Origin of the sequence: Acinetobacter bereziniae, from assembly GCF_016576965.1 — a bacterium.
GTDB classification, from domain to species: Bacteria; Pseudomonadota; Gammaproteobacteria; order Pseudomonadales; family Moraxellaceae; genus Acinetobacter; species Acinetobacter bereziniae.
In genome coordinates this window covers 4,308,101-4,332,580 of record NZ_CP066119.1, presented here as the reverse complement: position 1 = coordinate 4,332,580, position 24,480 = coordinate 4,308,101, and the positions used below count along the sequence as shown (strand labels likewise).

Sequence of the window (24,480 nt, the reverse complement as noted above, 5' to 3'; positions counted from 1 at the left end):
AAAAACCTTAAACCTTTGAGCTAAAGGAGTTCGAGATGATTGAATCATTGATTGTTGCGGTATTGGTGATATGGAGTGCGATCTTTGTGTTTAAGAAAGTATTTCCTAAGTCGGCATATTCGGTATTTTCTAAACTGTCTCAATTCTTTCAAGCGAGAGGTTGGACGCGTTTAGCACAATGGACTCAGCCTGCAATGGTGAGTGGTTGTGGTGGTGGGTGCGGTTGTAGTACCAATGAACCTGATACTTCTAAAAAATCAGAAGTGCAAGCAGTTAAATGGAAATAACTTAATCTGCATGTGCTTTTGAACCATTTCAAAGTTTAAGAGTCATTTTGTCGAAACAAAGAAGCCATTTTCAATTGAGAATGGCTTTTTTTATTGGTCTTATCTTGACCTGAGTTTGATGTAATTAAATCTTCTACTCATTGAAAAATAATAAATCTCTATGGAGTCTTGCTGCGTTTTCATCCAATTTTAGGATGAGGAGCGGAGCTCCGCAAGCGCAACCATCAATAGCGTTTCATTTCTCTTGATCAATAAAATGAAAGCGATCAATAGATTGTTTGATGATCTAGAGCTTGCACTGCCACGCTTTAGTGCTAAAGTTTAGGCGATGCCTCACTTTTCAGAGATGAAAAGTGACAAAAATCTTTCGTTGAGCGAGAGGTACATCCTTATACCCCCGCTCAACATGGCGACATCCATGTCGCCTCACGATCGCAAGACCATCGATGATTCAAAAATACAAAATAAATGAATCATCCAAATCACTTGTATGAATAATCAGGCGTTTTGGATGTATCATCTTTCATCAAGGATTTTTATCGAACTCAGGTTATCTTGTTCTATTTAGGGTTGAAGCTATTCAATCAAATCATTGTTTAATAATTGTATAACATAATGATAGAACGAGACTATTTTCATCATAGTGCGATTGAATACTGAATGTTTAAATACACTGATTTGAACAATAGTCCATCACTATCATTAGCTATGGGTTTCTTCCTCAGTATCATCTTCAAAAGTTTGAGCAATTTTTTCAATATTCAAACTTTTTGCCATGGCATCAAAAATTTCTTTATAAGTGCCATCTTGATGGTAAAGCTCATGATGTTCGCCATGCTCGACAATTTGTCCATCCTTCATGACATAAGTGTAGTCAGCATCAATAATTTGCGAAAGACTATGTGAAATCATGATCACCGTTCGACCTTGCTTGATTTCGTCCAGACTTTGTTTAATTTGTTCAGCCGCGATTGCATCTAAACTTGCTGTAGGTTCATCTAAAAAGATAATGGGTGGATTTTTAAGAAACATACGGGCAAGCGCAATGCGTTGTTGCTGACCACCTGATAACAATAAAGCATCAGCTTCGTAGGCATGTGGCAGTTTTAAAATCTGTTCATGAATTGAAGCTTTTTTTGCAGCTTGTATTACTTCCTCATTACTGGACTGAGGTTTGCCATAACGAATATTTTCTAAAATAGAACCCTGAAAAATATGATTTTTTTGTAGCACTAAACCAATATGTTCACGGAGGTAGTGGGTGTCAATTTCTTCTAAATCAATCCCATCCAGTTTGATACAGCCTGCATTCGGAAGATAAAATTTATCTAATAAACTGATCAGTGTAGATTTTCCTGCGCCTGATAAGCCCACCAATGCAGTGATTTTATTAGGTTGTATGGTCATGTTGATATGATGCAAAGCCTGATAACCATTGGGATAGGTAAAATCGACATGTTCAAGTTCAAATTTGCCTAGAATTTTAGGTTGTCGTGAGCCACTGGCTTCGATCTCATTGTCCGCTTCTAAAATATTAAAGAAGCTTTCGGAGTAAATCATTGCCGAGTTAATTTCATCATAAATACGATGTAAAGAACGAATAGGTGCAGAGACATTATTAAACAACAACACGTGGTACATGATCATACCGATACTCATTTGACCATCTAACACAAAATAAGCTGTTAAAATGATGATGAAAACCACACCCACTTGTTCAATAAACGTTTTCAAACCATCAAAAAGATAGCTGGTTTGGCGGGTTTGCATTTGATTTTCGGTGAGTGATTTTTGTAGATTCAACTGTTTGGTTGATTCAACACTTTCTTTATTAAAGGATTTAATGACAGTAATTGAATTGATAATACTGAGAATGCCTTGATTCTTTTTTTCAAAATTATCGCGCAATGCACGCCGTTTACCAGACAGTTTTTGCGACTGTTTAAAGGTCAACCAGAAGTAAATAGGAACAATAATGGTAGCAACTAAACCGACCCAAAAATTGGCATAATACATTAAAGCTAAAGCGATAATTGCGCTGCTAAATAGCGGTAAAATATCAATAAAAAAGATCTGTACAAGACGAGTCAGTGAGCTGACTCCACGATCAATACGTGTTTGTAATTTGCCTGCTTGATTATTCTGTTGATCGAAAAAAGCCAGCCGATAGGTAATGAATTTCTCAATGATTCCTTGCGAAAGGTCTTGTGAAATTAAAATCCTTAGTTTTTCACCAAATGACTTTTGCCCGAATTGCACAATGGCATTGATGACCTCCTTTCCCAATAAAACAAGGGTGATGGTGATAATGATATGCCATCCATCCGCCAACCCTTGTCCTGCTTGAATCAGCTGATTGATATTGTCTACGGCATATTTAAGGGTCAGTGCATTGACCTGTGCAGTCAGTGAACCGATCAGTGTTAACAGTAAGGTCACGATGACGAGCCAGCGATAGGGACGTACAAAGGGGCGTAGTTTTAGAAATAATTGCCATAAATTCATAAGTTTTTGCTTTTTAGGTTTGCTTTTAGTCTAGAACTGAATAAATTTTGTCACAAGTACTTCATGTGTTTTGAATTGTGAAGCGCTAAAGTAAACTTTAAGTAGACATGTGTATGATTGTTTAGCGATGAATCTAGAACTGTTTGAACCTGAAGCGAAAGATAATTTACTGCCTTGTGATGGGGAAGTGAAGGATTTTGGCTTGATCTTAGACCATGAACAAAGTCAAAAATATTTATTTTATTTCTTACAACATTTGGCTTGGCAGCACGATGAAGTGTATTTGCATGGGCAATATTATCAAACTGAGCGTAAAGTGGTGTGGTATGGCGATGATCATTATCAATATCATTATTCAGGCATGGCAAAACAGGCACATGTTTGGAATCCCGCATTATTCCGACTAAAGCAACATATCGAGCAATTGACTGGGTATACTTATAATTCATGTCTTGCCAATTTATATGAAAATGGCACACAAGGCGTAGGTTGGCACAGTGATGATGAGCCTTCTTTGGAGTCGCCAGAAAGAAATGTTGTGATTGCCTCACTGAGTTTTGGTGCAACACGAAAGTTTAGTTTCAAACACAAATGGAAAGCTGAAAAGGTAGATTTAAGCTTACAAAGTGGACAGTTGATTCTGATGCGAGGAAGGACACAACGTTATTGGAAACATATGCTCGCCAAATCTACACGCGTGGTGGAGCCACGGGTAAATTTGACTTTTCGCTATTTTTATCCAACTGAATCGCAGTAATGATATTTACGAAATAATGGCTTTTTTTATCTCAACGAATACTTGTTAAAGTGGATAAAGTTTGTCATCAAACTGTTCTAGTTTTGGAAATTCTAAAGCTTGTAACTGTTCTAAATTCTGCAAATGTTGCTGATATTGTTGTAATAATTGCTGGCGAGCTTCATCGGTAATATAGGGTACATGATAGGCAATAAATGGAGGTAGTACGTCAAATCCAACATAAGCCAGTGTGCCACGCTGAATAGGAAGCAATAAATCGTCAATAGCGCCATGAATTGCGTTTTGCCCGAACATATGGTCACGACCACCGAGGGTAAAACTGAGCATTGCTTTTTTGCCTAACATACCACCATGATTATAAAAACGTTTACCACCGTAAAAAATACCTGAAACAAAGACTCGATCAATCCATCCTTTTAAAATGGCAGGTACAGAAGTCCAATACATGGGAAAACTGAAAATTAATAAATCTGCTTTTTGCACTTTTTCAATTTCAATTTGAATGTCTTGTGCAAGATCATGGGTTTTCGATGCGTGACGTTGTTCTAAAGCATAATTCAAATATTCTTGGTTGCTTCGACTATCAAAGTCTGCTTGAGATGCAACGGGATTAAAGTTCATTGCGTATAAGTCTGAGACTTCTACAGCATGTCCTATGTTTTCTAAGACTTGCACAGCATGATCTTTAAGTGCTGTGGTAAACGAAAGTGGTTCAGGGTGAGCGTGAACGATAAGAATATTCATAGCAGTCCTTGAAAAATAATGATGATTTTATTGTTTGATATTTGGATTATTTCTAAAAAAGCATGATTCGCCAATCACCTGAATTATTTTTTTTAGGTCATCTGGGTAAATCAAATTTTTAATACAAGTCGTCTAATCATAAATAAACTAGTACGCATAAAAAAGCCTATGTTTAAGGGCATAGGCTTTCTTACTCTGAGGAGGCATTGTTTTCTGAAAAACAATGCCAAAATATCATGGATTACTGAAGAACATAATCATATTATGAGAATGTAAAAACATTATCAAGAGAGAAAAACATTACAAAATGTTAAATTATCAATTTATTCCTTCTTGTGGATGAAAGGCAGAAAGTTGATCATTGGCAGAAAGAGCTTGGTAACGTTTTTCGATTTGAGCAGCTGAATCTTGTAAGGTTTCAATCAGCTTTTGAGTATTGACGTATTCAAAACGATTTTTAGAGGCAAGTACAGTAAGCGCTAAAGGTGCTTCTTTGCTTGAGAATTTAACTGGAATAGACAGACCTGAAACATTTGGATCTAATTCACCTTGCGAAAAATAGAAGCCTTGTTTTTTGATTTTTTTCATTTTATTGATAAAAGTTTCAGCATTTTCAGCAAAGTTGACCTCTGCCAGTTGGGTCGCAAAACGATTGTAATAGTCATGAATTTTTTGCTTAGGTAAATGGGCAATGATCACTTTGGGTGATGAACCCATAAATACTGGACGAGGACAACCACGCCCATAAGATAATAACGTTTCATCACGATAAACCTCATGATGAACATCGATACAGTAGTCATCATTTAAATGTGTCAACAGGCAACACAGTTCTGTACGTTCTGAGATTTCTTGCATAAATGGCTTGCTGATACGCACCAATGGATCTGTCGTTCTAGAAATATAATCCATGACTGCAATTTTAGGACCCAGTGTATAGTCACCTGAGGTTCCATTTAAACGTTGCAAAATATCAGCCGACACTAATTCTTTCAAATAACGATAGCTGGTCGGTTTCGATAGACCAAGCTCTTCACAAATCACATCGACATTAATTACTGGGCGAGACACCGAAAATAAATCTAAGACGGTGAGAATTTTGCCAAAACTTGAAAGTGCCATTGATGACCTACTCAATAAGTGAGAATCAAAAAATAAAAAATTAATGTTACTTTATAACAAATTGTTCAAGAAAAAACAGCCGAATTTGCAATGTAATTGCAAATGATTCTAGATTTTTTACTTTAGTGCTAATTTTGAGAAAATGCACTACATTTAAGTAATGATTTAAACTATATTGTGGTTTATTATCAAAATAAGATATTTTTATTGACTTATTTGAGGTTTTTTGAAAAAATTGTCTACATGAATATCCAATGACGAAATTTATCTATTGAAAAATAGTTTAAATTTTGAGCATAAATTTTCATTGTCAATTGAGTCTTTCTCTACTCAATGGTTGTACTGAGCAAAATCCTAAATTTGTTCCTCTATTCAGTTTTTATTCATCACACTGTTTATTTCTTTAAGCAGTGCGTTTTTTTGGTCGTGAATAAAACAAAAGATAAATCGTACAGCTCAAAAACCAACATTATTCAATCATCGTGAGTCGCAAACATGTTATTAATCAAACCACTATTGGCTTTTAGACCCAATAAACTGGATTGGATTTTTGCGACTAAAACATTTATTGCTGGCATGTTGGCGTTATATATTGCGTTTGAACTCAACCTCAGTTATCCCATTTGGGCGATTGGTACAGTTTTTGTGATTGCTAATCCGTATTCGGGAATGCTGGCATCTAAAAGTATTTATCGGATTTTAGGGACCTTGTTTGGGGCGATTTTTGCAATTGCCGTGATGCCTCATTTGGTCAATACGCCGTGGTTATTTACTTTTGTCTTGGCAGCTTGGGTAGGGTTGTGTCTTTATTTGTCTTTAATTGATCGCTCACCACGCAGTTATGTGGTGATGTTGGCAGGTTATACCGCAGTTATTATTTGTTTTAACTCAATTTTTTACATTGATACCGTTTCAATTTTTGATATGGCAGTGGGGCGATTTTTAGAAATCTCCTTGGGCGTTGTGTGTAGTGCAGTTGTCTCAGCAACGATATTTCCCATGCATATTGGACCTGTTATTCAAATGCGCGTATCTAAAACCATGCAAGACACAAAACAGGCATTTGACTCTATTTTGTCAGATGCTCAACATTCTGAAAATTATACTCAGCTCTTGGCAAATATCACACGTGACACCACTGATATTCATACCATGGCGGTGCATTTAAGTTATGAAACATCTAAATTTAAAGGGATGACCAAGCCATTACAGGAACTATTGCATCAAGTGACGATGTTGGTGGCAAATTTGGTCGCGATGTCTGAAAGAATGAAACAGTTGGATCAAATTGATCTGAACTATCGTCCGTATTTGCAAAAGTTTCATCGTAATGTAGATGACTTTTTAGATAATGAACGTGTCATTCTTGAACATCAGCTAAAACATTTACCTGAGCATTTTGAATCCGATTTTCAAGCCATTGTTGATCATGCATCTCCTGAGCAACAGATTATTCTGGGCAGCTTGAAAATGGATATTCGTCATTTTATTCAAAATGTGCGTGCGGTGAAATTGATTTGGCAATGTATGCAACGGGGAGACAACACCTTACCAGAATCCATTACACCATTAACCACCACCTATCCAAGTTTGCATCGTGATTACGGTGTTGCTGTTCGAGGTGGAATTTCCGCATTTCTCACCACCTTACTTGCTTGTACATTCTGGATTTTAAGCGGTTGGAAAATGGGCTTTATGTTGGCTGAGATGGCGGCAATTACTGCCTGTATTCTGACATTCATGGATGATCCTGTACCTGCATTAAAAATTTTTATTCGTGCCAGTGTTTATGCTGCATTTCTGGTTTTTATTTATGCTTATGGCATTTTTCCTCATGTGACCGCTTTTTGGGAATTAGCTATCGTATTGGCACCTTTCATTATGTTTTGTGTGATGTTGTATTTGCATCCACCTTTACATGCACTGGGCTTGCCGCTGATTATGAGTACTGTCATGGGATTGAATTTACAAAACCGCTATATGATGGATCAAGTCACCTTTTTCGATGCTTCAATTGCAACGGTGATTGGACCAATTATTTCAGTTTGTGTCATGCAAATGGTCCGTTCGATGTCACCTGAAATGACCGTAAAACGCATGTTGACCTTACACTATAAAGCAATGCGTGAAAGTATCACGATGCCTTATGGTACAGGCTTTAGAATTCATTTAAGAAGTATTCTCGATCGTATTGGTGTTTTAAATACCAAGCAGATTCAGTCAGAACAACTCAAAGTAGAAATTAATAACGCATTAATTGAATCAAGTGCTGCAATTGATTTAACCCGTTTACAAGAGCTGGTGCGAAAGCTTTCTCCGGAATCAGCAAGCACAAGATCGATTGTCAAATTACAAGATCTGCTTGAACGGTGGTGGACGGAGAAAAAGCATAGCCAACCTACCGATCATATAAAACAGCAATTGATCCAACAATTTGATCAAGTGATCGATGATGTGCAAGCCGTTGGTGATGAAGACATTCGACATCGTATTGAAATTTCAGTGAATAATATTCGAAGCAGTATGTGTCATATTCAACAGACTGAGCGACAGCCTTCTTTACCTTTACTTGGAGCATAAATATGGGTGAGCTAAATATTTATGGTGTTTATGTCCCAATATTTTTAATCCAAGCTGTTGTGGCTTTTTTGATTTGGAAAATTGTTTGTATTGGTACAGATCGCTTGGTTGAAAAAGAATGGATTGCATTGCCAGGCATCTTCAACATCTGTACCTATTTGATTTTATTGTGGTCAATACATTGGATTTTTATTCAGATCACGACTTAGCGTCTATAGATTGTTGGTTTTAAAGTTTCAGGTTTTAAAAATTTAAGTTTAATGATTGGATTTGTGAAATGAAAACGTTTGATATACGTAAGGCTATACGCCCAATATCCTTAGCTATTGTAATCATTATTGCGATACTTTGCGCACGACATATTTGGAATTATTACAATGCTGAGCCATGGACACGAGATGGTCGTATTCGTGGAGATGTCATTCAAGTATCGTCTGATATTGCTGGATTAGTCACAGAGGTGATGGTTCAAGATAACCAAACGGTGAAAAAGGGACAGGTGTTATTTAAAATTGATGTGGCTCGTCAGGCTTTGGATGTTGAGCAGGCCAAATCCGATCTCGCCAAAGCACAATCTGGACTTGCTGAAGCGGAAGCTGCACTTGCTGAGGCAAAAGCCAATATTGTGAAGTCGAAAGCCAACATTAATCTTGCTGATAAAAATGCACGCCGATATTCGGATTTAATGGATGGTGCAATTTCTAAACAAGAGCAAGATCAAATGTTTGCGACACGAGATCAAACTCATGCTGAGCATCAACAACTTGAAGCTGCTGTGCAACAGGCAGAAGCCAGTATCAAGCAACAAAAAGCCTTGATTGAAGCGGCAAATAGTAGTGTGCACCTTGCTCAACTGAATTTACAACGTTCAGAGGTATTGGCGCCTGCGGATGGAACATTATCTAATTTTGATTTACGCGTCGGAAACTATGTCAAAGTTGGTCAAGCTGTTGCGGCCTTGTTAGATCGAAAACAGTTGTATGTGGTTGGTTATTTTGAAGAAACCAAGCTTAATAAAATTCATTTAAATGATCCAGTGACTGTACAGTTAATGGGTGATTCCATCAAATATAAAGGGCATGTTCAAGGTATTGCATCTGGGATTGAAGACCGTGAGCGAACCACTTCTTCAGGATTGTTGGCGAATGTGAATCCAACGTTCAGTTGGGTACGTTTAGCACAGCGTGTTCCTGTTAAAATTGTTTTAGATGATGTTCCGCATGATTCATTGGCATTTGTTGCAGGGCGTACAGTGACAGTACATATTTTGGAAAAAGATAAGAAATGATCAATTTCAGTCATTAAACTTTAAATTTTAAACCCATCAGATGATGGGTTTTTTTATAGATTCAAATCTGCCATTGCAGGCATATCGATTTCTTTTACACAACTTGCTTTGCTGGTTGATAATATAAATTGAATGGCAAGCACTACGTCTTGCAAAGGGATTAGTTGAGCATCACTCTGCAAAATTACTTCATCTATGGGGGTGCTGATATCAAATTCCGTGGCCAAATAACCTAAGTTTAAAACACTAATCCCAATTTGATCTTTGCGTAATGTTTCACGTAAAGCATGTACAATCCCTCGTAAAGCAAATTTAGTGGCAGAGAATACCACTTCTTTTCCAGAATGGTTATCAAGTCCCCATGTGGAACCAATTAAGATGATTTTGGCATTTGCAGAAAGGCGTAAATTTTCTAGTAAGGACTGAATTGCCAAAATGCAGGATTGAATATTGGTCTGAACTAAATTGGAAATTTCTAAATCTGAACATTGTTCAAATGCATAATCTGTATCAAATGCTTTTTCTTCCCAAATACCGACATTGTAAATCAGATAGTCGACCGTTTGACGCTGGATTTGATGTTTAACAGTATCTCTTGCTTGTTCAGGTTGAGCAAGATCAGCACAAATCCAATGAAAATTTGGCAGATATGATTCAGGTTTTGAACGAGAAACGCCAAAAACCTGATCTTGTCTTTGCGGAATTGTTTGTAAAAGGGCTTGCCCTAAGCCCTTACTGACACCATAAATTACAAAGGTCTTTGACATTTAAATGACTCAAATTATGGCGTAATCCCTTCAGGATTTCGATACCAGCTTTCGATAAATAATGCAGCTGCGATACTGTCAGCGGCTAATTTTTTTGCACGCCCCTGAGCTTGATAATGTTCAAGTTCATCTCGTGCTTCACGGGTGGTCAAACGTTCATCAACCATAACTGTTTCAATGTTGGTTTGATGGCGTAAGCGCCGTGCGAATTTACGTGCTCGGGTTGATAATTCAGATTCAGAATCATCCATATTGAGCGGCAAGCCGACCAAAAATAAATTTGGTTGGTGTTGTTTAACGATTTTTAACAGCTCATCCCAATTGGGGATGCCATCTTTCATCGGGAAAAGTGCAAGCGGTGTTGCACTTTCAATGAGAGATGAACCCACCGCCATGCCCATTTTTTGTGTACCAAAATCAAATGCAATAATGAGTTGCGGTGAATTTAAATCAGGCATGTCCAATCTCAGAAGCTAACCAAGTACGATCAATGCCTATTTTACGATAAGCTGCATCCCAACGGTCGGTATAAGGTAAATTAAATACCAGATCCATATCTGAGTCACAAATCAACCAATCTCCACGAGCAATTTCTTCTTCCAATTGATTTTTAGTCCAACTGGCATAACCCAAAGCAATTTGATAACGCCCGACCCCTTCATTATGGGCAATCGCATCTAAAATATCTTTACTGGTGGTGATACAAAGATTTTCACCCACTGCAATTGAAGAATGCCAAGTCGGTTGTCCAGTATGCAGAACAAAGCCTGCTTCTGGGCGTAAAGGACCCCCTTGTAAAACTTCATGTGGATGGACATTATCTGCTGCGATGTCTAAGTCATTGAGCAATTCTTTGACTTGAATGCCAGAAGGACGATTGATAATAATCCCTTGTGCTCCATTTCCATCATGGCGGGCAATATAAATTACGGTATTCGCAAAGAAATCATCCGCAAGATCAGGAGGGGCGATTAGGCAACGATGAGAAAGATATTGTTTGGTCACCGATATGCAGCTCCTTGCCGAACTCAGGTTAAATATTTTAATTTTGAGAAAATCTATAACTATATAAATAGCACAATTAATATCAATAGGTTGTGAATATTTCAAAAGCCTACAAAAACAGTGAGGTTTTGCAATGGGTTTGGTGAAAAATTAATCAAAAAACATACTTTAAGTTAAATGCTTCTCAATTGAGGAGCATTTATATGGCCGCTCCAAATCATGATTGAAGTAGCAATAGACACTATAAATGCATTTGTTACGAATGCTGGAATTTTAATTGTCGGAGTTGTTTGGCGTGTTGTAATGTGGTTTCACCAATTTCAATACCACCAGTCATGCGTGCCAACTCTAAAATTCGTTGCTCTTCTTCAAGTTCCACAATGGTACTGCTTGCAGGGTCAGTTTGGAGCTTTTTCACCAATAGATGTTGGTCTGATTGTGCTGCGACTTGAGCCTGATGGGTAATACAAAGAATCTGTACATGTTGACCTAAACCAGCCAATAGACGCCCAACAATTTCAGCAGTACCGCCACTAATACCGACATCAATTTCATCAAAAACCAAAACCTCAGCTTCGGTTTTTTCAGCATTCATCACTTGCATGACAAGTGCGATACGTGATAATTCACCTCCAGAAGCAACACGCGCGAGCGGTTGAGGAGGAATGCCTTTATTGGCTGTAAACAGCAGTTGGATAAAGCTTAATCCTTCCGCAGTAACAGGTTCTAAAGGTTCAAATTTAAACTCAAAATGCGCCTCAGGTAGTGCCAGCTGTTTAACTTGTTCAGTTAGTTGTTTGGCTAAAGGTTCAGCAGCTTGGCGACGGATTTGATCTAGATACTGCGCTTTTTCTATAAAAGCTTGATGGGCGTGTTCAACTTGCTCTGCCAATGTCTCAGGGTCTTCAAGTTGATGTAATTGTTCTAATTCATTTTGCCAAGTTTCATATTGCTGTTTAAGCTCATCAGGCTGAACACGATATTTGCGTGCCAGACGATGGAAGACTTCAAGTTGCTTATTGAGTTCATCCATACGCTCAGGGTCAAAGCTTTGACGATCTATAAACTGACGTAAATTGGCTGTTGCATCATCGATTTCACTTTGTGCATTAATCAAAGAGTTGTAGATTTCTGACAATTGCTCACTACGACCCGCATGCGATTCAAGACGACGAATAATAGATGAAATTTCTTGGGTAATATTCTGTTCTGACTCATCCAACACGTTTAAGCTGTATCCACAATCTTGCATGATGTGTTCGTGGTGACTTAAACGGTCAAATTCTTGTTCTATTTCTTTGTAGTCAACCCGAATCACATCCTCAAGCTCTTCGAGTTGCAGTTTTAAAGTATCAATACGTTGCAGGCGATTAGCTTGTGCATCTATAGCTGCTTGATGAATACGAATGTTTTTTTGCCATGTGCTATAGGCATCACGAACATCTTGAGCGGCTTGGTAAAAATTACTATAACGATCTAACCAGTGTTTGGGATAAGGTGGTTCCAAAAGTTGTTGTTGGCTATGCTGGCTATATAATTGTACCAACAAACGTCCTAGTTCTTTCAGTTCAGCAAGGCTACTTGGACGCCCGTTAATCCATGCTTTACTGCGACCTGTGGCAAAAATCACGCGTCTTAAATGAATTTCACCAGATTCATCATCTAATTCATGGGTGGTTAACCATACTGCTTCAGGACTTTCAGGTTGATAACTAAAAACTGCAGTAATATCTGCTTTCTCTGAACCATAACGCACATAATTGGTGTCCGTACGCTCACCTAGGCAGGCTGATAGTGCATCTAACAATAATGACTTACCTGCACCTGTTTCGCCTGTGAGGACATTGAAGCCTTTTTCAATATCAATGGCAAGATTATCCGCTAAAGCAAAATTGATCAGATTTAAGTGTGTCAGCATAAACGCATCCAAGCTGCGAACGGTGAAGTTCTAAGATAGTGAAGTTTTGTTTTAGTCACAAGTCAGAAAATATTCTAATGCGCATATTTTTAAGTATTTTAAATAGATTTAAGCTGAAAATAAAATGTCTTGAGTTTAAACAATCGATAGGCTATGTATAAAGCGAGTATTGAGGTGATATTTCTAAATAAACCTAAGCTTTATCCATCTATCCAATGATGACATTCATAATGCCTTAGAAGTGAGGGAGCCTCGAATAGTTAAGGATAAAGTAGTAAATATCACAATTCTTCAATCACTTTATATCGAACGCAAATTGAGACTATAAATAGGCATATCCTTTGCTTGTATTAGAGTTGCGTTTTCAGGCTTTGCTTCAGTGAAGAGATGAACTGATGACGATTACCCATGTCAATTTGTAAAGGCGCGAAGCCACCACAATAAAATCTTCGATTGATTAGTTTGTAGCACGACATTAAACTACATCGAACATAATTTTTATAAATGCGCATTATCTGGAGAATACGCATGTCAGCTCAGTACGATCACGTATCCGTAGTTAAAAAATCCAATGTATATTTTGGTGGTCTATGTATTAGTCACACTGTGCAATTTGAAGACGGAACAAAAAAGACTTTAGGCGTTATTCTTCCTACTGAGGAAGCTTTAACATTTGAAACACATGTCCCAGAGCGTATGGAAATTATTTCTGGTGAATGTCGTGTCAAGATTGCAGACAGCGAAGAAAGTGAGCTGTTCCGTGCCGGACAATCTTTTTATGTCCCTGGAAATAGCCGTTTTAAAATTGAAACAGATGATGTACTCGATTACGTTTGTCATTTGGAAGGCTAAACACTGTAACAATGCGAGTGTTTTGAAATTAAGCAAAGAATTTCTCAGCTAAATCGGTTAGACTGAATCATCAAATAGAATCCTGTAAAGTTGGCTTTGCAGGATTTTTCATTTCTATCATCCTGTTGTTAATGAGGTTGTTCATGGCGAAGTCCGAATATTATTATGGCGTTCATTCAGTGGAGTCATTATTAGAGTTGGAACCTGAACGTGTTTTAACCTTATTTACGTTAAAAGGGCGTGATGATCAGCGTTTGCAACGTATCTTACAGCTTGCTGAACCGTTTGGGATCAGTGTGCAAAAAGCCAGTCGTGATAGCTTGGAAAAACTTGCAGGACAACCTTTCCATCAAGGGGTGGTCGCGGCAGTACGTCCAAATCCTGTGTTGAATGAAAAAGATCTTGATCAACTTTTAGAAAGCACTGATTCACCATTGTTGTTGGCACTTGATCACATCACAGACCCTCATAACCTTGGTGCATGTATTCGTACAGCAGCAGCGATGGGGGTTGAAGCCGTGATTGTACCGCGTGATCGTTCTGCGACATTGACGCCGACTGCGCGTAAAGTCGCTGCGGGTGGTGCTGAAAAAGTGAAATTTATTCAAGTGACCAATTTGGCGCGAACACTGGGTCATATTAAAGAGCATTATCATGTTCGTGTGGTGGGCACGATGTTAGACGAAAAGGCATTGCCTATTCACAAGTTCGATTTTACAGGAACGCCTGTATGTGTGGTGATGGGTGCCGAAGATACGGGTTTGCGTCCAATTACCCAATCACAATGTGATCAAACTGTATTTATTCCCATGTCTGGGAATTTGCAAAGTTTGAATGTCAGTGTGGCGACAGGTATGGCATTGTACGAAGCATGTCGCCAACGTCAAGCAAGTTAATTCGATCATTGCGATGATTGATCGTATTTGAGAAAACATAATGATGACCGCACGTACCCAAGGCTACATTTATGTGGCAATCACCATGTGTATTTGGGGCGGATTTACCATTACCTCAAGGCTGAATGCGCTTTGGCATATCAGCCCTTGGGACATTACCGCATTACGTTTTTCTTTGGCATTTTGTATTTTGATGCCTATTTTAATTTATAAAAAAGACACAGCTTTTCTATTTAAAAAACAACCTTTTATTTTGGCTATGGTTGGTGGTGTTGTTTATTGCTTAACTTCTTATAGTGCATTCCATTTTGTACCAGCAGCCCATGCCGCAATTTTTCTAAATGGTTGTATTCCATTATGTACTGCCTTAGCGGGTTATTTCCTCTATCGCCAACCTTTTGACAAACATACATGGATCAGTTTGATTATCATGTTATTGGCAATCTCCGTGATGAGTTTCTTGATGTATCAACAAACGGGTGTGGCATTTGGTTTTGGTGATTTGCTATTTTTTCTCAGTGCAATCTGGTGGGGAATTTTTACAGTATTACTGCGTCAGTGGAAGCTTTCTGCATGGCATTCTATGGCAGGTGTAGCGATCTGGTCCGCTATCGTTTATGTACCGATTTATCTATTATTTTTACCAAAACATTTGGACCAAGCGTCAACACCGCATTTATTGCTACAGACACTTTTTCATGGTGTATTTGTCGTGATCGTGGCAACCTTAGCCTATGTAGAAGCGATTAAGCGTCTTGGTGCATTTAAAACAGGCAGTATCGTAACACTGGCACCTTTTATCGCGGCAATAATTGCTGTGCCTTTGTTAAATGAGCCATTAAGTTTGGCAATGATCTGCGGTTTGATTGGTATGGGAATTGGGGCGTTACAGCCTTGGCGTTGGTTTAACCATAAAGACAGTTTGCAACAACGTTTAGATGTTAATAAACATAATCAATGAGTATTTTTAGTTACATATCATTGATTTGGTAAGTGATTGTGCAGAATTAAGCTGTTGCAAGTTCTAGATAGTATTGATGTAAAGGTGCTAATTTTGCATATAAATGATCAATATGACCATCGTTTAAAATAATATCATCTGCATGATTTTGCTTTTCAAGTCGTGGCATTTGCGCTGCAATGATTTTTTCAATTTGCTCAATAGATTGCCCATCACGTTGCGATGCACGTAAGATTTGTAAGTCTTCACTGGCATCTACTAATAAAGTACGTTGAGTCAGTTCGTGCTGATTGGTTTCAAACAACAGTGGAGAAACCAAAATCACATAAGGGCTGCTGGCTGCTTGTAATTGTTGAATGATTGAGACTCGAATCGCAGGGTGGGTAATCGACTCGAGCTGTTGGCGTGCCGAAGCATCTTTAAAAATGTGTTCTCTTAATGCACGACGATTCAGTTCACCATTTGCCGTTAAAGTCCAATCGCCAAATACCTCTTGGATTTTTTTAAGCGCAGGTTGACCCTTTTCAACAATTTCTCGTGCCACTATATCTGCATCAACAACAACAATTCCTTGGGACTCAAACCATTGACTTGCTGCAGATTTACCACTTCCAATGCCACCTGTTAAGCCCAAGATAAAAGTCATGTTGTCATCCTCATCGATGTTTAAATTATTGACCTAAGTAAATCTTCATGATTTGTTCGCCCCATAAGAATGCAATCCAACCTGCAATGGCGATATAGGGTCCAAAAGCAAAAGGAGTATTTTCCTTACGAATTTTTAGCAGGATGATACCAATGATTGCCCCGACAACCGAGGAAAGTAGGATAATTAAAGGCAACATCAACGGTCCCATCCAAGCACCCAGTGCAGCAAGAAGCTTAAAGTCACCATAACCCATGCCTTCCTTACCTGTCACGATTTTAAACAGGTAATAGACAATCCATAGGCAAAGAAAACCAATAATATAACCCCAAATTGCAGCGTTTGCCGTGGTATATATTTCAAATGAGTTAATTCCTAAACCCACAGCCGCGAGTGTTAAGGTAAAACGATCAGGTAATAATTGTGTATCAAAATCAATAAAGGTCAGGGTAATCAGTACCCATGTCAGCAATACGCCAAACACCATTTGCAGTGTTGGTCCATATACTGCAACAACGGTTAAGGAGCCGATTGCTGTCAGTAGTTCAACCAAAGGATAGCGGATACTGATGGGGTTTTGACATGAAGCACATTTACCACGTAACGCCAACCAACTGATCACGGGGATATTTTGATACCAGCGAATCGGTGTTTTACATTGTGGACAGGTAGACGCTGGTTGACTCAGACTCAGTTTTTCTTCGTCAATGACGATCTGTTGAGAACCAGCAAGCAATTGACATTCTGCTTGCCACTCTTGCCGCCATTCCTTTTCCATCATCTTTGGTGTGCGATAAATCACCACATTGAGGAAACTCCCCACACACAGGCTAACTAGACCGACAACAATATAGAGCGCAGTCGATGATTGAATCAGAAGGTTTAAAAAATCGTGAAACATACCCATTATTAACCAACCACTGAACCCATTTGGAAGATTGGAAGATACATGGCAATCACAAGACCACCAACCAAGACGCCTAAGATTGCCATAATTAAAGGCTCCATCATTGAGGTTAAACCGTCCACAGCATTGTCGACTTCATTTTCGAAGTGCGTAGCCACTTTATCGAGCATTGCATCCAGTGCTCCTGATTCCTCACCAATGGCGACCATCTGCACAGCCATAGAGGGAAATTTATTGGTTACACGCATGGCAAAATTTAGTTGTTGACCTGTAGCCACATCTTCGCGAATTTTCATCACAGCTTGTTCGTAAACCACATTGTTGGTTGCACCCGCAGTAGATTCTAGTGCTTCAATGAGGGGAACCCCTGCCGCAAAGGTAGTTGCAAGGGTGCGGCTATAACGCGCAATAATCGCCTTGTAAACCAAATCGCCAAAAATGGGTAGTTTGAGTGCAGTTCGGTCTAGTAAGTCTCGGAATTTTTGACTACGTTTTTTTGCTTCTAAAAAAGAAGCAATACTAACTGCGATAAAGATAATCATAATAAACCAATAGCTTTGCATCCAATTGGACATATTCACCACCATTTGAGTAAAGGCAGGTAGATCTGCACCAAAGGAACTAAATAAGCCTTGAAAGACAGGTACAACTTTGACCATCAAAATAATCGTCACAATGATTGCAACAACAATCACTGTCATAGGATATTTCATGGCTTTTTTAATTTTTTGCTTTAATAATTCACTTTTTTCTTTATAAATCGCGACACGATCCAACATGGTCTCCAAAGCACCCGATTGTTCGCCAGATTCAACCAGAGAGCAAAATAAGCTGTCAAAGTAACGAGGATACTTTTTCAAGGCGCCAGCAAAAGTATTTCCGCCTTCAACTTCACTCTTGATCCCTAGGACAACTTCACGCATAGAAGGGTTTTCTAAACCTTCGGCAACAATTTCAAAACTTTGTACTAAGGGAACACCCGCCTTCATCATGGTGGCAAGCTGACGGGTGAAGATGGTGATATCTAAAGTTGAAATTTTCTTCTTCATTAAGCCTTCGAGAATATTCTTTTTCTTTTCTCGAATGGTTTTAATGGTTATGCCTTGTTTTCTCAACGTGACTTTGGCGAGTGCCATATTGCGTGCAGGCAATTCTCCTTTGACCTTGATTCCTTTACGATCAACCCCGTCATAAGCAAAGGTAGGCATCATTTGCGCTTTTTTAGCTGCCATAACAATTTCCTTAAATATTGATTATATTTATTCACTGGTTACACGGTTGATTTCTTGTAAAGACGTTAAACCATTCATAACCTTTTTTAAACCTGAACGTCGTAAATTATCAAACCCCAATTTCTCAGATGCTGCTGCAATTTGTAGTGCGTTGCCATCTTCCATGATAATTTTTGAAATTTCAGGTGTTACTTTCATCACCTCATAAATACCGACTCGTCCTTTATAACCTTCTCTACATTCAGAACAGCCCATAGGCTGAAAAATCTGTAAATCAGGATGGTTTAAGTCTTGTTCAGTAAAGCCCAGTTCTAACAAACTTTGTTTCGGAATTTCAATAGGTGCTTTACAGTGGTTGCATAAACGTCGAGCAAGACGTTGTGCAATCACAAGATTGACCGATGTTGCAATATTGAAGGATGGCACACCCATATTGCGCAATCGGGTCAAGGTTTCTGGTGCACTATTGGTATGCAGTGTGGACATCACCATATGACCTGTTTGGGCTGCTTTGATTGCAATTTCAGCCGTTTCAAGGTCTCGAATCTCCCCGACCATTATAATATCTGGATCTTGACGAAGAAATGATTTTAGCGCGACTGAAAAGGTCAATCCTGCTTTAAGATTGACGTTTACTTGGTTAATCCCCTCCAAATTAATCTCCACAGGGTCTTCTGCGGTTGAAATATTGGAACTTTCGGTGTTGAGGATATTTAAGCCAGTATATAAAGATACGGTTTTACCAGAACCTGTTGGACCGGTAATCAATAACATGCCTTGTGGTCTTTCTAGTGCTTCCATAAATAAAGCTTTTTGATCTTCTTCATAGCCCAAAGCATCAATCCCTAACATGGCACTGGAAGGATCAAGAATACGCAGAACTAATTTTTCACCAAACAATGTTGGAAGTGAGTTCACACGAAAATCAATAGCTTTGGTTTTAGACAGTTTAAGTTTGATCCGCCCATCTTGAGGAATACGTTTCTCTGAAATATCCATTTGCGACATGACTTTTAAACGGGATGCCAAACGATTTGCCAATTGCAGTGGGGGATTGGTAATGGTTCTCAGTACGCCATCTACGCGATAGCGAACACGATAACTTTTTTCATAAGGTTCAAAATGTAAGTCTGAGGCGCCCATTCGAATGGCATCAATCAACAGTTTATTGATATATTTAACAATCGGTGCTTCTTCTTCGGAAGTTTCCTCATCATCGTCATCTGAAGGTGGAGCATCATCCGTCGCAATAATATCGACATCAAAATCTTCATCGCCAAAATTAAAGCTTTCTTCTACAGTAAAATGCTTTTCTAAATTTTTTAATAATTTATGATGTTCAACGATGATTGGTTCAATGTTTAGACCACAACTAAAACGAATCGCATCAAGTGCCTCGATATTGGTGGGGTCGCTGGTGGCAACATATAAGATATTACCACGTTGCACCAATGGAATCACACTATGTTTGCTGATCAAACCGGCGTCAACAATGTCCTTGGGCAACATTTCAGGGTTAAAACTGTCTAGATCAAAAATAGGCTCGCCGAACTCGGAAGAGATCATTTCAGCGATCAGCAATGGTGAGATCGCTAATTTCTCAATCAAGTAAGGCACCAAATGGGTTTTACTTTTTTGAGCGCTTGTTAAGGCATCTTTCATTTGCTGAGCAGATAAAAAGCCTTCATCGACTAAGCGACGGATATAACCCGAAAACTTAGGTGAACCATTTTGCATAGACATCCCCAAAACACTTTAAATTTAATTTTATAATTGGAATAATAAAATTATACGATGATCCTTAAAAATATCTAGAATTAAACGTATTCTTCTAAAAACATATTTTAACCATAATTTGCGCCAATTTGACTTTTGTTGACGATCTTTGAAACGTTTTATATTTCTAGCGCATATATTCATTGACAGACTTTAGAACAGAAGTGCGAATTGATAAAGAAAAAATACTTTAAAAATCTAAATTCCGTGTAGAATGTGCACATTTTCGATAAAAGGTTAGATGTATGTCGAGTTCGACTATTATTCCTTGGGTTGTCGGCAATTGGAAAATGAACCCAATGCAAGCGAATTCGCAACAGCTCATACAAGACTTAAAACAGTATTTACAACAAAACCCAATTACACAACAACAATGTCATTTGGGTGTTGCGCCGATTTCTATTGCTTTATTGTCGGTACAGCAACAACTTCAAGATGCTCAATCACCCGTTAAGGTTGTTGCTCAAGACTTGTCTCAAATGTCAGGTACTGGCGCATATACTGGTGAAGTGAGTGCAGAATTGCTCAAAGATAGTCAGATTGATTATGTATTGGTTGGGCATTCTGAGCGCCGTGAAATTTTTGGTGATGATGTTGTGAAAGTAAAAGCGAAACTGACCAATGCGCTGAATGCTGGGCTAACTGTTATTTATTGCGTTGGGGAAAGCCTCGAACAACGTGAGACGGGTCAAGCTGAACAGGTGGTTTTACAACAAATTTGTGATCTTGCTGCGGTTGTAAAAGCAGGGCAGTGGCACAATATTGTTATTGCTTATGAGCCAATTTGGGCGATTGGAACAGGCAAGACCGCATCGCCACAAGATGCTCAAGCGATGCATGCAAAAATTCGTGAAGGTTTAACTCAAATTACAGTTGAAGCACAACAAACGGCTATTTTATATGGCGGTAGTGTCAAAGCTGAAAATGCAGTAGAGTTGGCTGCGTGTCCAGATATCAACGGTGCACTGGTCGGTGGTGCATCACTTAATGCAGAGTCTTTTTATAAAATTGCTCAAGCATTTGCTAATACAAAAGAATAGGAGTTCAGCATGCATACATTTGTGCTGGTTGTACATATCATCTTGGCCGTTTTAATGATCGGGCTTATTCTCGTTCAGCATGGTAAAGGTGCAGATGCAGGCGCTTCATTTGGTGGTGGTGGCGCAGCTACGGTATTTGGTGCTTCAGGTTCAGCAAGCTTTTTAACCCGATTAACTGCAATTTTGACGGCTTTATTTTTTATTACCAGCCTAAGCCTAGCAGTCTTTGCGAAAAAGCAAACCACAGATGCTTATGGGTTGAAAACAGTACAAACGACAACCCAAACAACTGCACCTGCAACAACAAATACGGGTGAAACTTCGCCAACTGCACCAAAAACTGGCGAATAATGTCAATTAGTCCTTTCTTTTTCTGAGGGATGCGACTAGAATGCGTCACAGCTGCGGTGGTGGTGGAATTGGTAGACACGCTACCTTGAGGTGGTAGTGCTTTCGGGCGTGGGGGTTCAAGTCCCCCCTTCCGCACCAACAATAAACCAGTATTGTTGGTGCTAGCGGCTAAAAAACATTGTTGCGGGATGGAGCAGTCTGGTAGCTCGTCGGGCTCATAACCCGAAGGTCGTTGGTTCAAATCCAGCTCCCGCTACCAATTTAATTAAGATGCAACTTAATTAAAGGTAATGTAGATCAAAAGTCTATTTTATTTGTGAATTTGTAGTATTGTTGCGGGATGGAGCAGTCTGGTAGCTCGTCGGGCTCATAACCCGAAGGTCGTTGGTTCAAATCCAGCTCCCGCTACCATTTTGATTAAGGTGCAACTTGATCAAGCAAGAAAATAGAATGATCAATGTTTTAATATTGATTGAAAAATTCAAAGTTCTTGTATATAATTTTGCAACGCTGATGCGGGATGGAGCAGTCTGGTAGCTCGTCGGGCTCATAACCCGAAGGTCGTTGGTTCAAATCCAGCTCCCGCTACCAAGTTTCTAAAAAGGGCTCACAGATAGGTGGGTCTTTTTGCATAGTGAATTACGATTTACTGTGCGATAATAGGGGCGATTACGCCCTTTTTTATTGGCTATCGTGTGGTGTGGACATCAATTGGTCAAAAAGACATGCTTCACTATAGTAAGTTGAATAAGTCCAGTGAGCGATTGAATCGCACAAATATGACGAGAGTAAATGAAGCTATCAAATAAAACTCAAGCACTTCAAGATTTAATAACTCCTGCAGTGCAAGCTTGTGATGTAGAACTTTGGGGGATTGAATTCATTCCTCAAGGTAAGCGTTCTTTATTGCGTATTTATATTGATAAAGACGTTGCTGAAAATGCTGAGCCAACCATAAATGAAGATGGTGAGGTTGAGTTGGGTCGTGGTATTGGCGTACAGGACTGTGTGCGTGTGACTCAACAGGTGGGTGCAATCTTAGATGTGCATGATCCAATTTCAGGTGAATATGCTTTGGAAGTGTCTTCTCCAGGTTGGGATCGTCCATTCTTTCAGTTGGCGCAGTTAGAAAAATATATCGGACAACAAGTTGCATTGCGTTTGATTGCAGCCGTTGAAAATCGTCGTAAATTCCAAGCCAAGTTGGTTGCTGTAGATTTAGAAAATGAAATGATTCAAGTCGAAGTTGAAAAACAGCAGGTACTTGAGATAGACAGTAACAACATAGACAAAGCGAATTTGATCTTTCAGGATTAATCCAGAAATAGAAATCTGAATAAATAGGTGACTTATGGCACGTGAAATTCTCACCGTCGTTGAAACGGTTAGTAATGAGAAAGGTGTGAGTCGTGAAGCAATTTTTGAAGCACTTGAACAGGCTTTAGTTGCAGCGACTAAAAAGAAATTCTACGAAGGAACGAATTCGGAAGAAGCGCAGTTGCGTGTAGAAATTGACCGCAAAACCGGTGATTATAGTACTTTTCGTCAGTGGGAAGTGGTTGCAGATGAAGATCACGAAATGCCAGCATGTCAGGATGCGATTTCTGATGTAGATCCTGCAAAATGGTCGATCGGCGATATTCGTGAACTTGAAGTGCCATCAATTGATTTCGGTCGTATTGCTGCGCAAATTGCTAAGCAAGTGATTGTACAAAAAATTCGTGAAGCAGAGCGTGCATTGGTTGCTGATGCTTATGAGTCTAAAGTGGGCGAGTTAATCTACGGTGAAGTGAAAAAACAAACCAAAGATGGCTTTATCATTGACTTGGGTGATAACGCAGAAGCATATTTGGCACGTGAAGAAATGATTCCAAAAGAAATTCTTCGTCCAAAACAACGTATGAATGCGATTCTTTATAATGTGAATCGTGAAGGTCGTGGCGCACAGTTACTATTGTCTCGTGCTAAACCTGAAATGCTGATTGCTTTGATGAAAAAAGAAATTCCAGAAATTTCTGAGGAAATCATTGAAATTAAAGCAGCAGCACGTCAACCGGGTGTACGCGCAAAAATCGCGGTCAAAACCAATGACCATCGTATTGACCCTGTAGGTGCATGTATTGGTATGCGTGGTACACGTATCCAAGCGGTACAATCAGAGTTAAATGGTGAACGTATTGATGTTGTGGTGTGGTCTGATGATCCAGCTCAATATATCGCAAGTGCTTTAGAGCCAGCAGATGTATCGGGTATCGTGATTGATGAAGATGCCCACACAGCGGATATTATTTTTGCAACCAGTGATCAACTTGCTCGTGCAATTGGCTCACAAGGACAAAACGTTCGTTTAGCATCAGAGCTGACAGGTTATAAGTTAGATATGATGCTTGAAGATGAGTATCGTGCTCGTCAACAAAATGAAGCTCAACAGTATTTAGATATGTTTGTTACGCGTCTAGATATTGAAGAAGATCTCGCAATGGCTTTGGTAGAAATGGGCTTTACCTCACTTGAGGAAATTGCTTATGTACCTGCGGAAACTTTCGATGAAATCGAATTGGATGCAGATACAGTTGAATTACTACAAAGTCGCGCAAAAGAAGCCGCTTTGGCTGATGCATTAAAACAGCAAGAAGATATTCAGGACCCAAGTCCAGAACTTGTTGCGATGGAAGGTATGACTTCTGAAATTGCACAGGCTTTAGCAGCACGCGGTGTAATCACAGTCGATGACTTGGCGGATCAAGCAACGGATGATATTTCTGATATCGAAGGCTTGGGCGCTGAAAAAGCGGGTCAATTGATTATGAAAGCACGTGAATCATGGTTTAACTAGGAGGTAGTAC

Annotated in this window: 23 protein-coding genes and 4 tRNA genes; 16 read left to right on the top strand and 11 right to left on the bottom strand. The window is 39.1% G+C overall.

What is annotated here, in order from left to right:
- The first annotated feature begins 35 nt into the window (after window positions 1-35).
- On the top strand, window positions 36-287 hold the full coding sequence (locus I9192_RS20300; RefSeq protein WP_005035351.1) for a DUF6587 family protein: 252 nt from the start codon (window positions 36-38) through the stop codon (window positions 285-287).
- A gap of 702 nt (window positions 288-989) precedes the next feature.
- On the opposite strand, the gene I9192_RS20295 is transcribed toward I9192_RS20300, so the two are convergent.
- The gene (locus tag I9192_RS20295) at window positions 990-2,792 is read right to left on the bottom strand and encodes an ABC transporter ATP-binding protein (protein ID WP_005035352.1); all 1,803 of its coding nucleotides are present in this window, start codon (window positions 2,790-2,792) and stop codon (window positions 990-992) included.
- 127 nt (window positions 2,793-2,919) lie between these two features.
- Here I9192_RS20295 and I9192_RS20290 point away from each other — a divergent pair, with 127 nt between their 5' ends.
- Entirely contained in the window at window positions 2,920-3,549 is a 630-nt protein-coding gene (locus I9192_RS20290; protein ID WP_010590788.1) for an alpha-ketoglutarate-dependent dioxygenase AlkB family protein, read from the top strand.
- Between the two features lie 45 nt (window positions 3,550-3,594).
- Here I9192_RS20290 and I9192_RS20285 read toward each other — a convergent pair whose 3' ends face one another.
- Both I9192_RS20285 and I9192_RS20280 read right to left on the bottom strand, forming a co-directional pair.
- Window positions 3,595-4,293 (bottom strand): NAD(P)H-dependent oxidoreductase, encoded by a 699-nt coding sequence (locus I9192_RS20285; protein WP_005035356.1) that lies wholly within the window; start codon window positions 4,291-4,293, stop codon window positions 3,595-3,597.
- Between the two features lie 318 nt (window positions 4,294-4,611).
- On the bottom strand, window positions 4,612-5,415 hold the full coding sequence (locus I9192_RS20280; protein WP_004826344.1) for an IclR family transcriptional regulator: 804 nt from the start codon (window positions 5,413-5,415) through the stop codon (window positions 4,612-4,614).
- A gap of 495 nt (window positions 5,416-5,910) precedes the next feature.
- On the opposite strand from I9192_RS20280, the gene I9192_RS20275 reads away from it, so the two are divergent.
- From I9192_RS20275 to I9192_RS20265, 3 genes are all read left to right on the top strand, one after another.
- Window positions 5,911-7,995, top strand: coding sequence for an FUSC family protein (locus tag I9192_RS20275; RefSeq protein ID WP_005035359.1), 2,085 nt, complete (start codon window positions 5,911-5,913; stop codon window positions 7,993-7,995).
- A gap of 2 nt (window positions 7,996-7,997) precedes the next feature.
- The gene (locus tag I9192_RS20270) at window positions 7,998-8,204 is read left to right on the top strand and encodes a DUF1656 domain-containing protein (protein WP_005035361.1); all 207 of its coding nucleotides are present in this window, start codon (window positions 7,998-8,000) and stop codon (window positions 8,202-8,204) included.
- Window positions 8,205-8,272: 68 nt separating this feature from the next.
- Window positions 8,273-9,283: an HlyD family secretion protein gene (locus I9192_RS20265; protein ID WP_005035363.1), complete on the top strand. Its 1,011-nt coding sequence runs from the start codon at window positions 8,273-8,275 to the stop codon at window positions 9,281-9,283.
- A gap of 53 nt (window positions 9,284-9,336) precedes the next feature.
- Here the strand turns inward: I9192_RS20265 and I9192_RS20260 are convergent, their stop codons facing one another.
- From I9192_RS20260 to recN, 4 genes are all read right to left on the bottom strand, one after another.
- The gene (locus tag I9192_RS20260; RefSeq protein WP_005035365.1) at window positions 9,337-10,050 is read right to left on the bottom strand and encodes an SDR family NAD(P)-dependent oxidoreductase; all 714 of its coding nucleotides are present in this window, start codon (window positions 10,048-10,050) and stop codon (window positions 9,337-9,339) included.
- A gap of 14 nt (window positions 10,051-10,064) precedes the next feature.
- Window positions 10,065-10,508 (bottom strand): Holliday junction resolvase RuvX, encoded by a 444-nt coding sequence (ruvX, locus tag I9192_RS20255; RefSeq protein ID WP_004826353.1) that lies wholly within the window; start codon window positions 10,506-10,508, stop codon window positions 10,065-10,067.
- Entirely contained in the window at window positions 10,501-11,055 is a 555-nt protein-coding gene (locus tag I9192_RS20250) for a YqgE/AlgH family protein (RefSeq protein ID WP_005035367.1), read from the bottom strand. The genes ruvX and I9192_RS20250 overlap by 8 nt, the downstream gene beginning before the upstream one ends.
- Window positions 11,056-11,311: 256 nt before the next feature.
- Window positions 11,312-12,973 carry a DNA repair protein RecN gene (gene recN / locus I9192_RS20245; RefSeq protein WP_005035369.1) on the bottom strand — a complete coding sequence of 554 codons (1,662 nt, stop codon included), beginning with the start codon at window positions 12,971-12,973 and terminating at the stop codon, window positions 11,312-11,314.
- A 528-nt stretch (window positions 12,974-13,501) separates the two neighbouring features.
- On the opposite strand from recN, the gene ppnP reads away from it, so the two are divergent.
- The 3 genes from ppnP to I9192_RS20230 all read left to right on the top strand — a co-directional run bounded on the left by ppnP (window position 13,502) and on the right by I9192_RS20230 (window position 15,682).
- Window positions 13,502-13,825 (top strand): pyrimidine/purine nucleoside phosphorylase, encoded by a 324-nt coding sequence (gene ppnP / locus I9192_RS20240; protein ID WP_004718357.1) that lies wholly within the window; start codon window positions 13,502-13,504, stop codon window positions 13,823-13,825.
- Between the two features lie 143 nt (window positions 13,826-13,968).
- Window positions 13,969-14,721: a 23S rRNA (guanosine(2251)-2'-O)-methyltransferase RlmB gene (gene rlmB / locus I9192_RS20235; protein ID WP_005035372.1), complete on the top strand. Its 753-nt coding sequence runs from the start codon at window positions 13,969-13,971 to the stop codon at window positions 14,719-14,721.
- Between the two features lie 40 nt (window positions 14,722-14,761).
- Window positions 14,762-15,682, top strand: a complete 921-nt coding sequence (locus tag I9192_RS20230) for a DMT family transporter (RefSeq protein WP_005035375.1) — start codon at window positions 14,762-14,764, stop codon at window positions 15,680-15,682.
- A 46-nt stretch (window positions 15,683-15,728) separates the two neighbouring features.
- On the opposite strand, the gene coaE is transcribed toward I9192_RS20230, so the two are convergent.
- Genes coaE through pilB form a run of 4 tightly spaced genes read right to left on the bottom strand, consistent with a single transcriptional unit; the run spans window position 15,729 to window position 20,210 of the window.
- Window positions 15,729-16,328 carry a dephospho-CoA kinase gene (coaE, locus tag I9192_RS20225; RefSeq protein WP_005035377.1) on the bottom strand — a complete coding sequence of 200 codons (600 nt, stop codon included), beginning with the start codon at window positions 16,326-16,328 and terminating at the stop codon, window positions 15,729-15,731.
- A 25-nt stretch (window positions 16,329-16,353) separates the two neighbouring features.
- Window positions 16,354-17,235 carry a prepilin peptidase gene (locus I9192_RS20220; RefSeq protein ID WP_005035380.1) on the bottom strand — a complete coding sequence of 294 codons (882 nt, stop codon included), beginning with the start codon at window positions 17,233-17,235 and terminating at the stop codon, window positions 16,354-16,356.
- A 2-nt stretch (window positions 17,236-17,237) separates the two neighbouring features.
- Window positions 17,238-18,467, bottom strand: coding sequence for a type II secretion system F family protein (locus I9192_RS20215; protein WP_005035382.1), 1,230 nt, complete (start codon window positions 18,465-18,467; stop codon window positions 17,238-17,240).
- Between the two features lie 27 nt (window positions 18,468-18,494).
- Window positions 18,495-20,210: a type IV-A pilus assembly ATPase PilB gene (gene pilB / locus I9192_RS20210; RefSeq protein ID WP_026040257.1), complete on the bottom strand. Its 1,716-nt coding sequence runs from the start codon at window positions 20,208-20,210 to the stop codon at window positions 18,495-18,497.
- A 278-nt stretch (window positions 20,211-20,488) separates the two neighbouring features.
- Here pilB and tpiA point away from each other — a divergent pair, with 278 nt between their 5' ends.
- The 8 genes from tpiA (at window position 20,489) to nusA (ending at window position 24,470) form a co-directional block, all read left to right on the top strand.
- Window positions 20,489-21,283: a triose-phosphate isomerase gene (gene tpiA, locus I9192_RS20205; RefSeq protein WP_005035386.1), complete on the top strand. Its 795-nt coding sequence runs from the start codon at window positions 20,489-20,491 to the stop codon at window positions 21,281-21,283.
- 9 nt (window positions 21,284-21,292) lie between these two features.
- Complete coding sequence (secG, locus tag I9192_RS20200; RefSeq protein ID WP_005035388.1) at window positions 21,293-21,634, top strand: preprotein translocase subunit SecG; 342 nt, start codon at window positions 21,293-21,295, stop codon at window positions 21,632-21,634.
- Between the two features lie 53 nt (window positions 21,635-21,687).
- Window positions 21,688-21,772 (top strand) — tRNA-Leu (locus tag I9192_RS20195).
- Window positions 21,773-21,816: 44 nt separating this feature from the next.
- A tRNA-Met gene (locus tag I9192_RS20190) sits at window positions 21,817-21,893 on the top strand.
- 75 nt (window positions 21,894-21,968) lie between these two features.
- A tRNA-Met gene (locus I9192_RS20185) sits at window positions 21,969-22,045 on the top strand.
- 103 nt (window positions 22,046-22,148) lie between these two features.
- Window positions 22,149-22,225 (top strand) — tRNA-Met (locus tag I9192_RS20180).
- A gap of 201 nt (window positions 22,226-22,426) precedes the next feature.
- A complete protein-coding gene (rimP, locus tag I9192_RS20175) occupies window positions 22,427-22,951 on the top strand; it encodes a ribosome maturation factor RimP (protein ID WP_004826368.1) in 525 nt (174 codons plus the stop codon).
- 34 nt (window positions 22,952-22,985) lie between these two features.
- Complete coding sequence (nusA, locus tag I9192_RS20170; protein WP_004826370.1) at window positions 22,986-24,470, top strand: transcription termination factor NusA; 1,485 nt, start codon at window positions 22,986-22,988, stop codon at window positions 24,468-24,470.
- Window positions 24,471-24,480: the final 10 nt, after the last annotated feature.

Bases quoted from the DNA above. Each gene is read 5' to 3' on its own strand.
- coaE (WP_005035377.1), bottom strand. From the start codon at position 16,328: ATGACTTTTATCTTGGGCTTAACAGGTGGCATTGGAAGTGGTAAATCT.
- ppnP (WP_004718357.1), top strand. From the start codon at position 13,502: ATGTCAGCTCAGTACGATCACGTATCCGTAGTTAAAAAATCCAATGTA.
- I9192_RS20295 (WP_005035352.1), bottom strand. From the start codon at position 2,792: ATGAATTTATGGCAATTATTTCTAAAACTACGCCCCTTTGTACGTCCC.
- ruvX (WP_004826353.1), bottom strand. From the start codon at position 10,508: ATGCCTGATTTAAATTCACCGCAACTCATTATTGCATTTGATTTTGGT.
- I9192_RS20275 (WP_005035359.1), top strand. From the start codon at position 5,911: ATGTTATTAATCAAACCACTATTGGCTTTTAGACCCAATAAACTGGAT.
- I9192_RS20300 (WP_005035351.1), top strand. From the start codon at position 36: ATGATTGAATCATTGATTGTTGCGGTATTGGTGATATGGAGTGCGATC.
- secG (WP_005035388.1), top strand. From the start codon at position 21,293: ATGCATACATTTGTGCTGGTTGTACATATCATCTTGGCCGTTTTAATG.
- recN (WP_005035369.1), bottom strand. From the start codon at position 12,973: ATGCTGACACACTTAAATCTGATCAATTTTGCTTTAGCGGATAATCTT.
- pilB (WP_026040257.1), bottom strand. From the start codon at position 20,210: ATGTCTATGCAAAATGGTTCACCTAAGTTTTCGGGTTATATCCGTCGC.
- I9192_RS20265 (WP_005035363.1), top strand. From the start codon at position 8,273: ATGAAAACGTTTGATATACGTAAGGCTATACGCCCAATATCCTTAGCT.
- I9192_RS20290 (WP_010590788.1), top strand. From the start codon at position 2,920: ATGAATCTAGAACTGTTTGAACCTGAAGCGAAAGATAATTTACTGCCT.
- nusA (WP_004826370.1), top strand. From the start codon at position 22,986: ATGGCACGTGAAATTCTCACCGTCGTTGAAACGGTTAGTAATGAGAAA.
- I9192_RS20285 (WP_005035356.1), bottom strand. From the start codon at position 4,293: ATGAATATTCTTATCGTTCACGCTCACCCTGAACCACTTTCGTTTACC.
- I9192_RS20280 (WP_004826344.1), bottom strand. From the start codon at position 5,415: ATGGCACTTTCAAGTTTTGGCAAAATTCTCACCGTCTTAGATTTATTT.
- I9192_RS20215 (WP_005035382.1), bottom strand. From the start codon at position 18,467: ATGGCAGCTAAAAAAGCGCAAATGATGCCTACCTTTGCTTATGACGGG.
- tpiA (WP_005035386.1), top strand. From the start codon at position 20,489: ATGTCGAGTTCGACTATTATTCCTTGGGTTGTCGGCAATTGGAAAATG.
- rimP (WP_004826368.1), top strand. From the start codon at position 22,427: ATGAAGCTATCAAATAAAACTCAAGCACTTCAAGATTTAATAACTCCT.
- I9192_RS20230 (WP_005035375.1), top strand. From the start codon at position 14,762: ATGATGACCGCACGTACCCAAGGCTACATTTATGTGGCAATCACCATG.
- I9192_RS20220 (WP_005035380.1), bottom strand. From the start codon at position 17,235: ATGGGTATGTTTCACGATTTTTTAAACCTTCTGATTCAATCATCGACT.
- rlmB (WP_005035372.1), top strand. From the start codon at position 13,969: ATGGCGAAGTCCGAATATTATTATGGCGTTCATTCAGTGGAGTCATTA.
- I9192_RS20270 (WP_005035361.1), top strand. From the start codon at position 7,998: ATGGGTGAGCTAAATATTTATGGTGTTTATGTCCCAATATTTTTAATC.
- I9192_RS20260 (WP_005035365.1), bottom strand. From the start codon at position 10,050: ATGTCAAAGACCTTTGTAATTTATGGTGTCAGTAAGGGCTTAGGGCAA.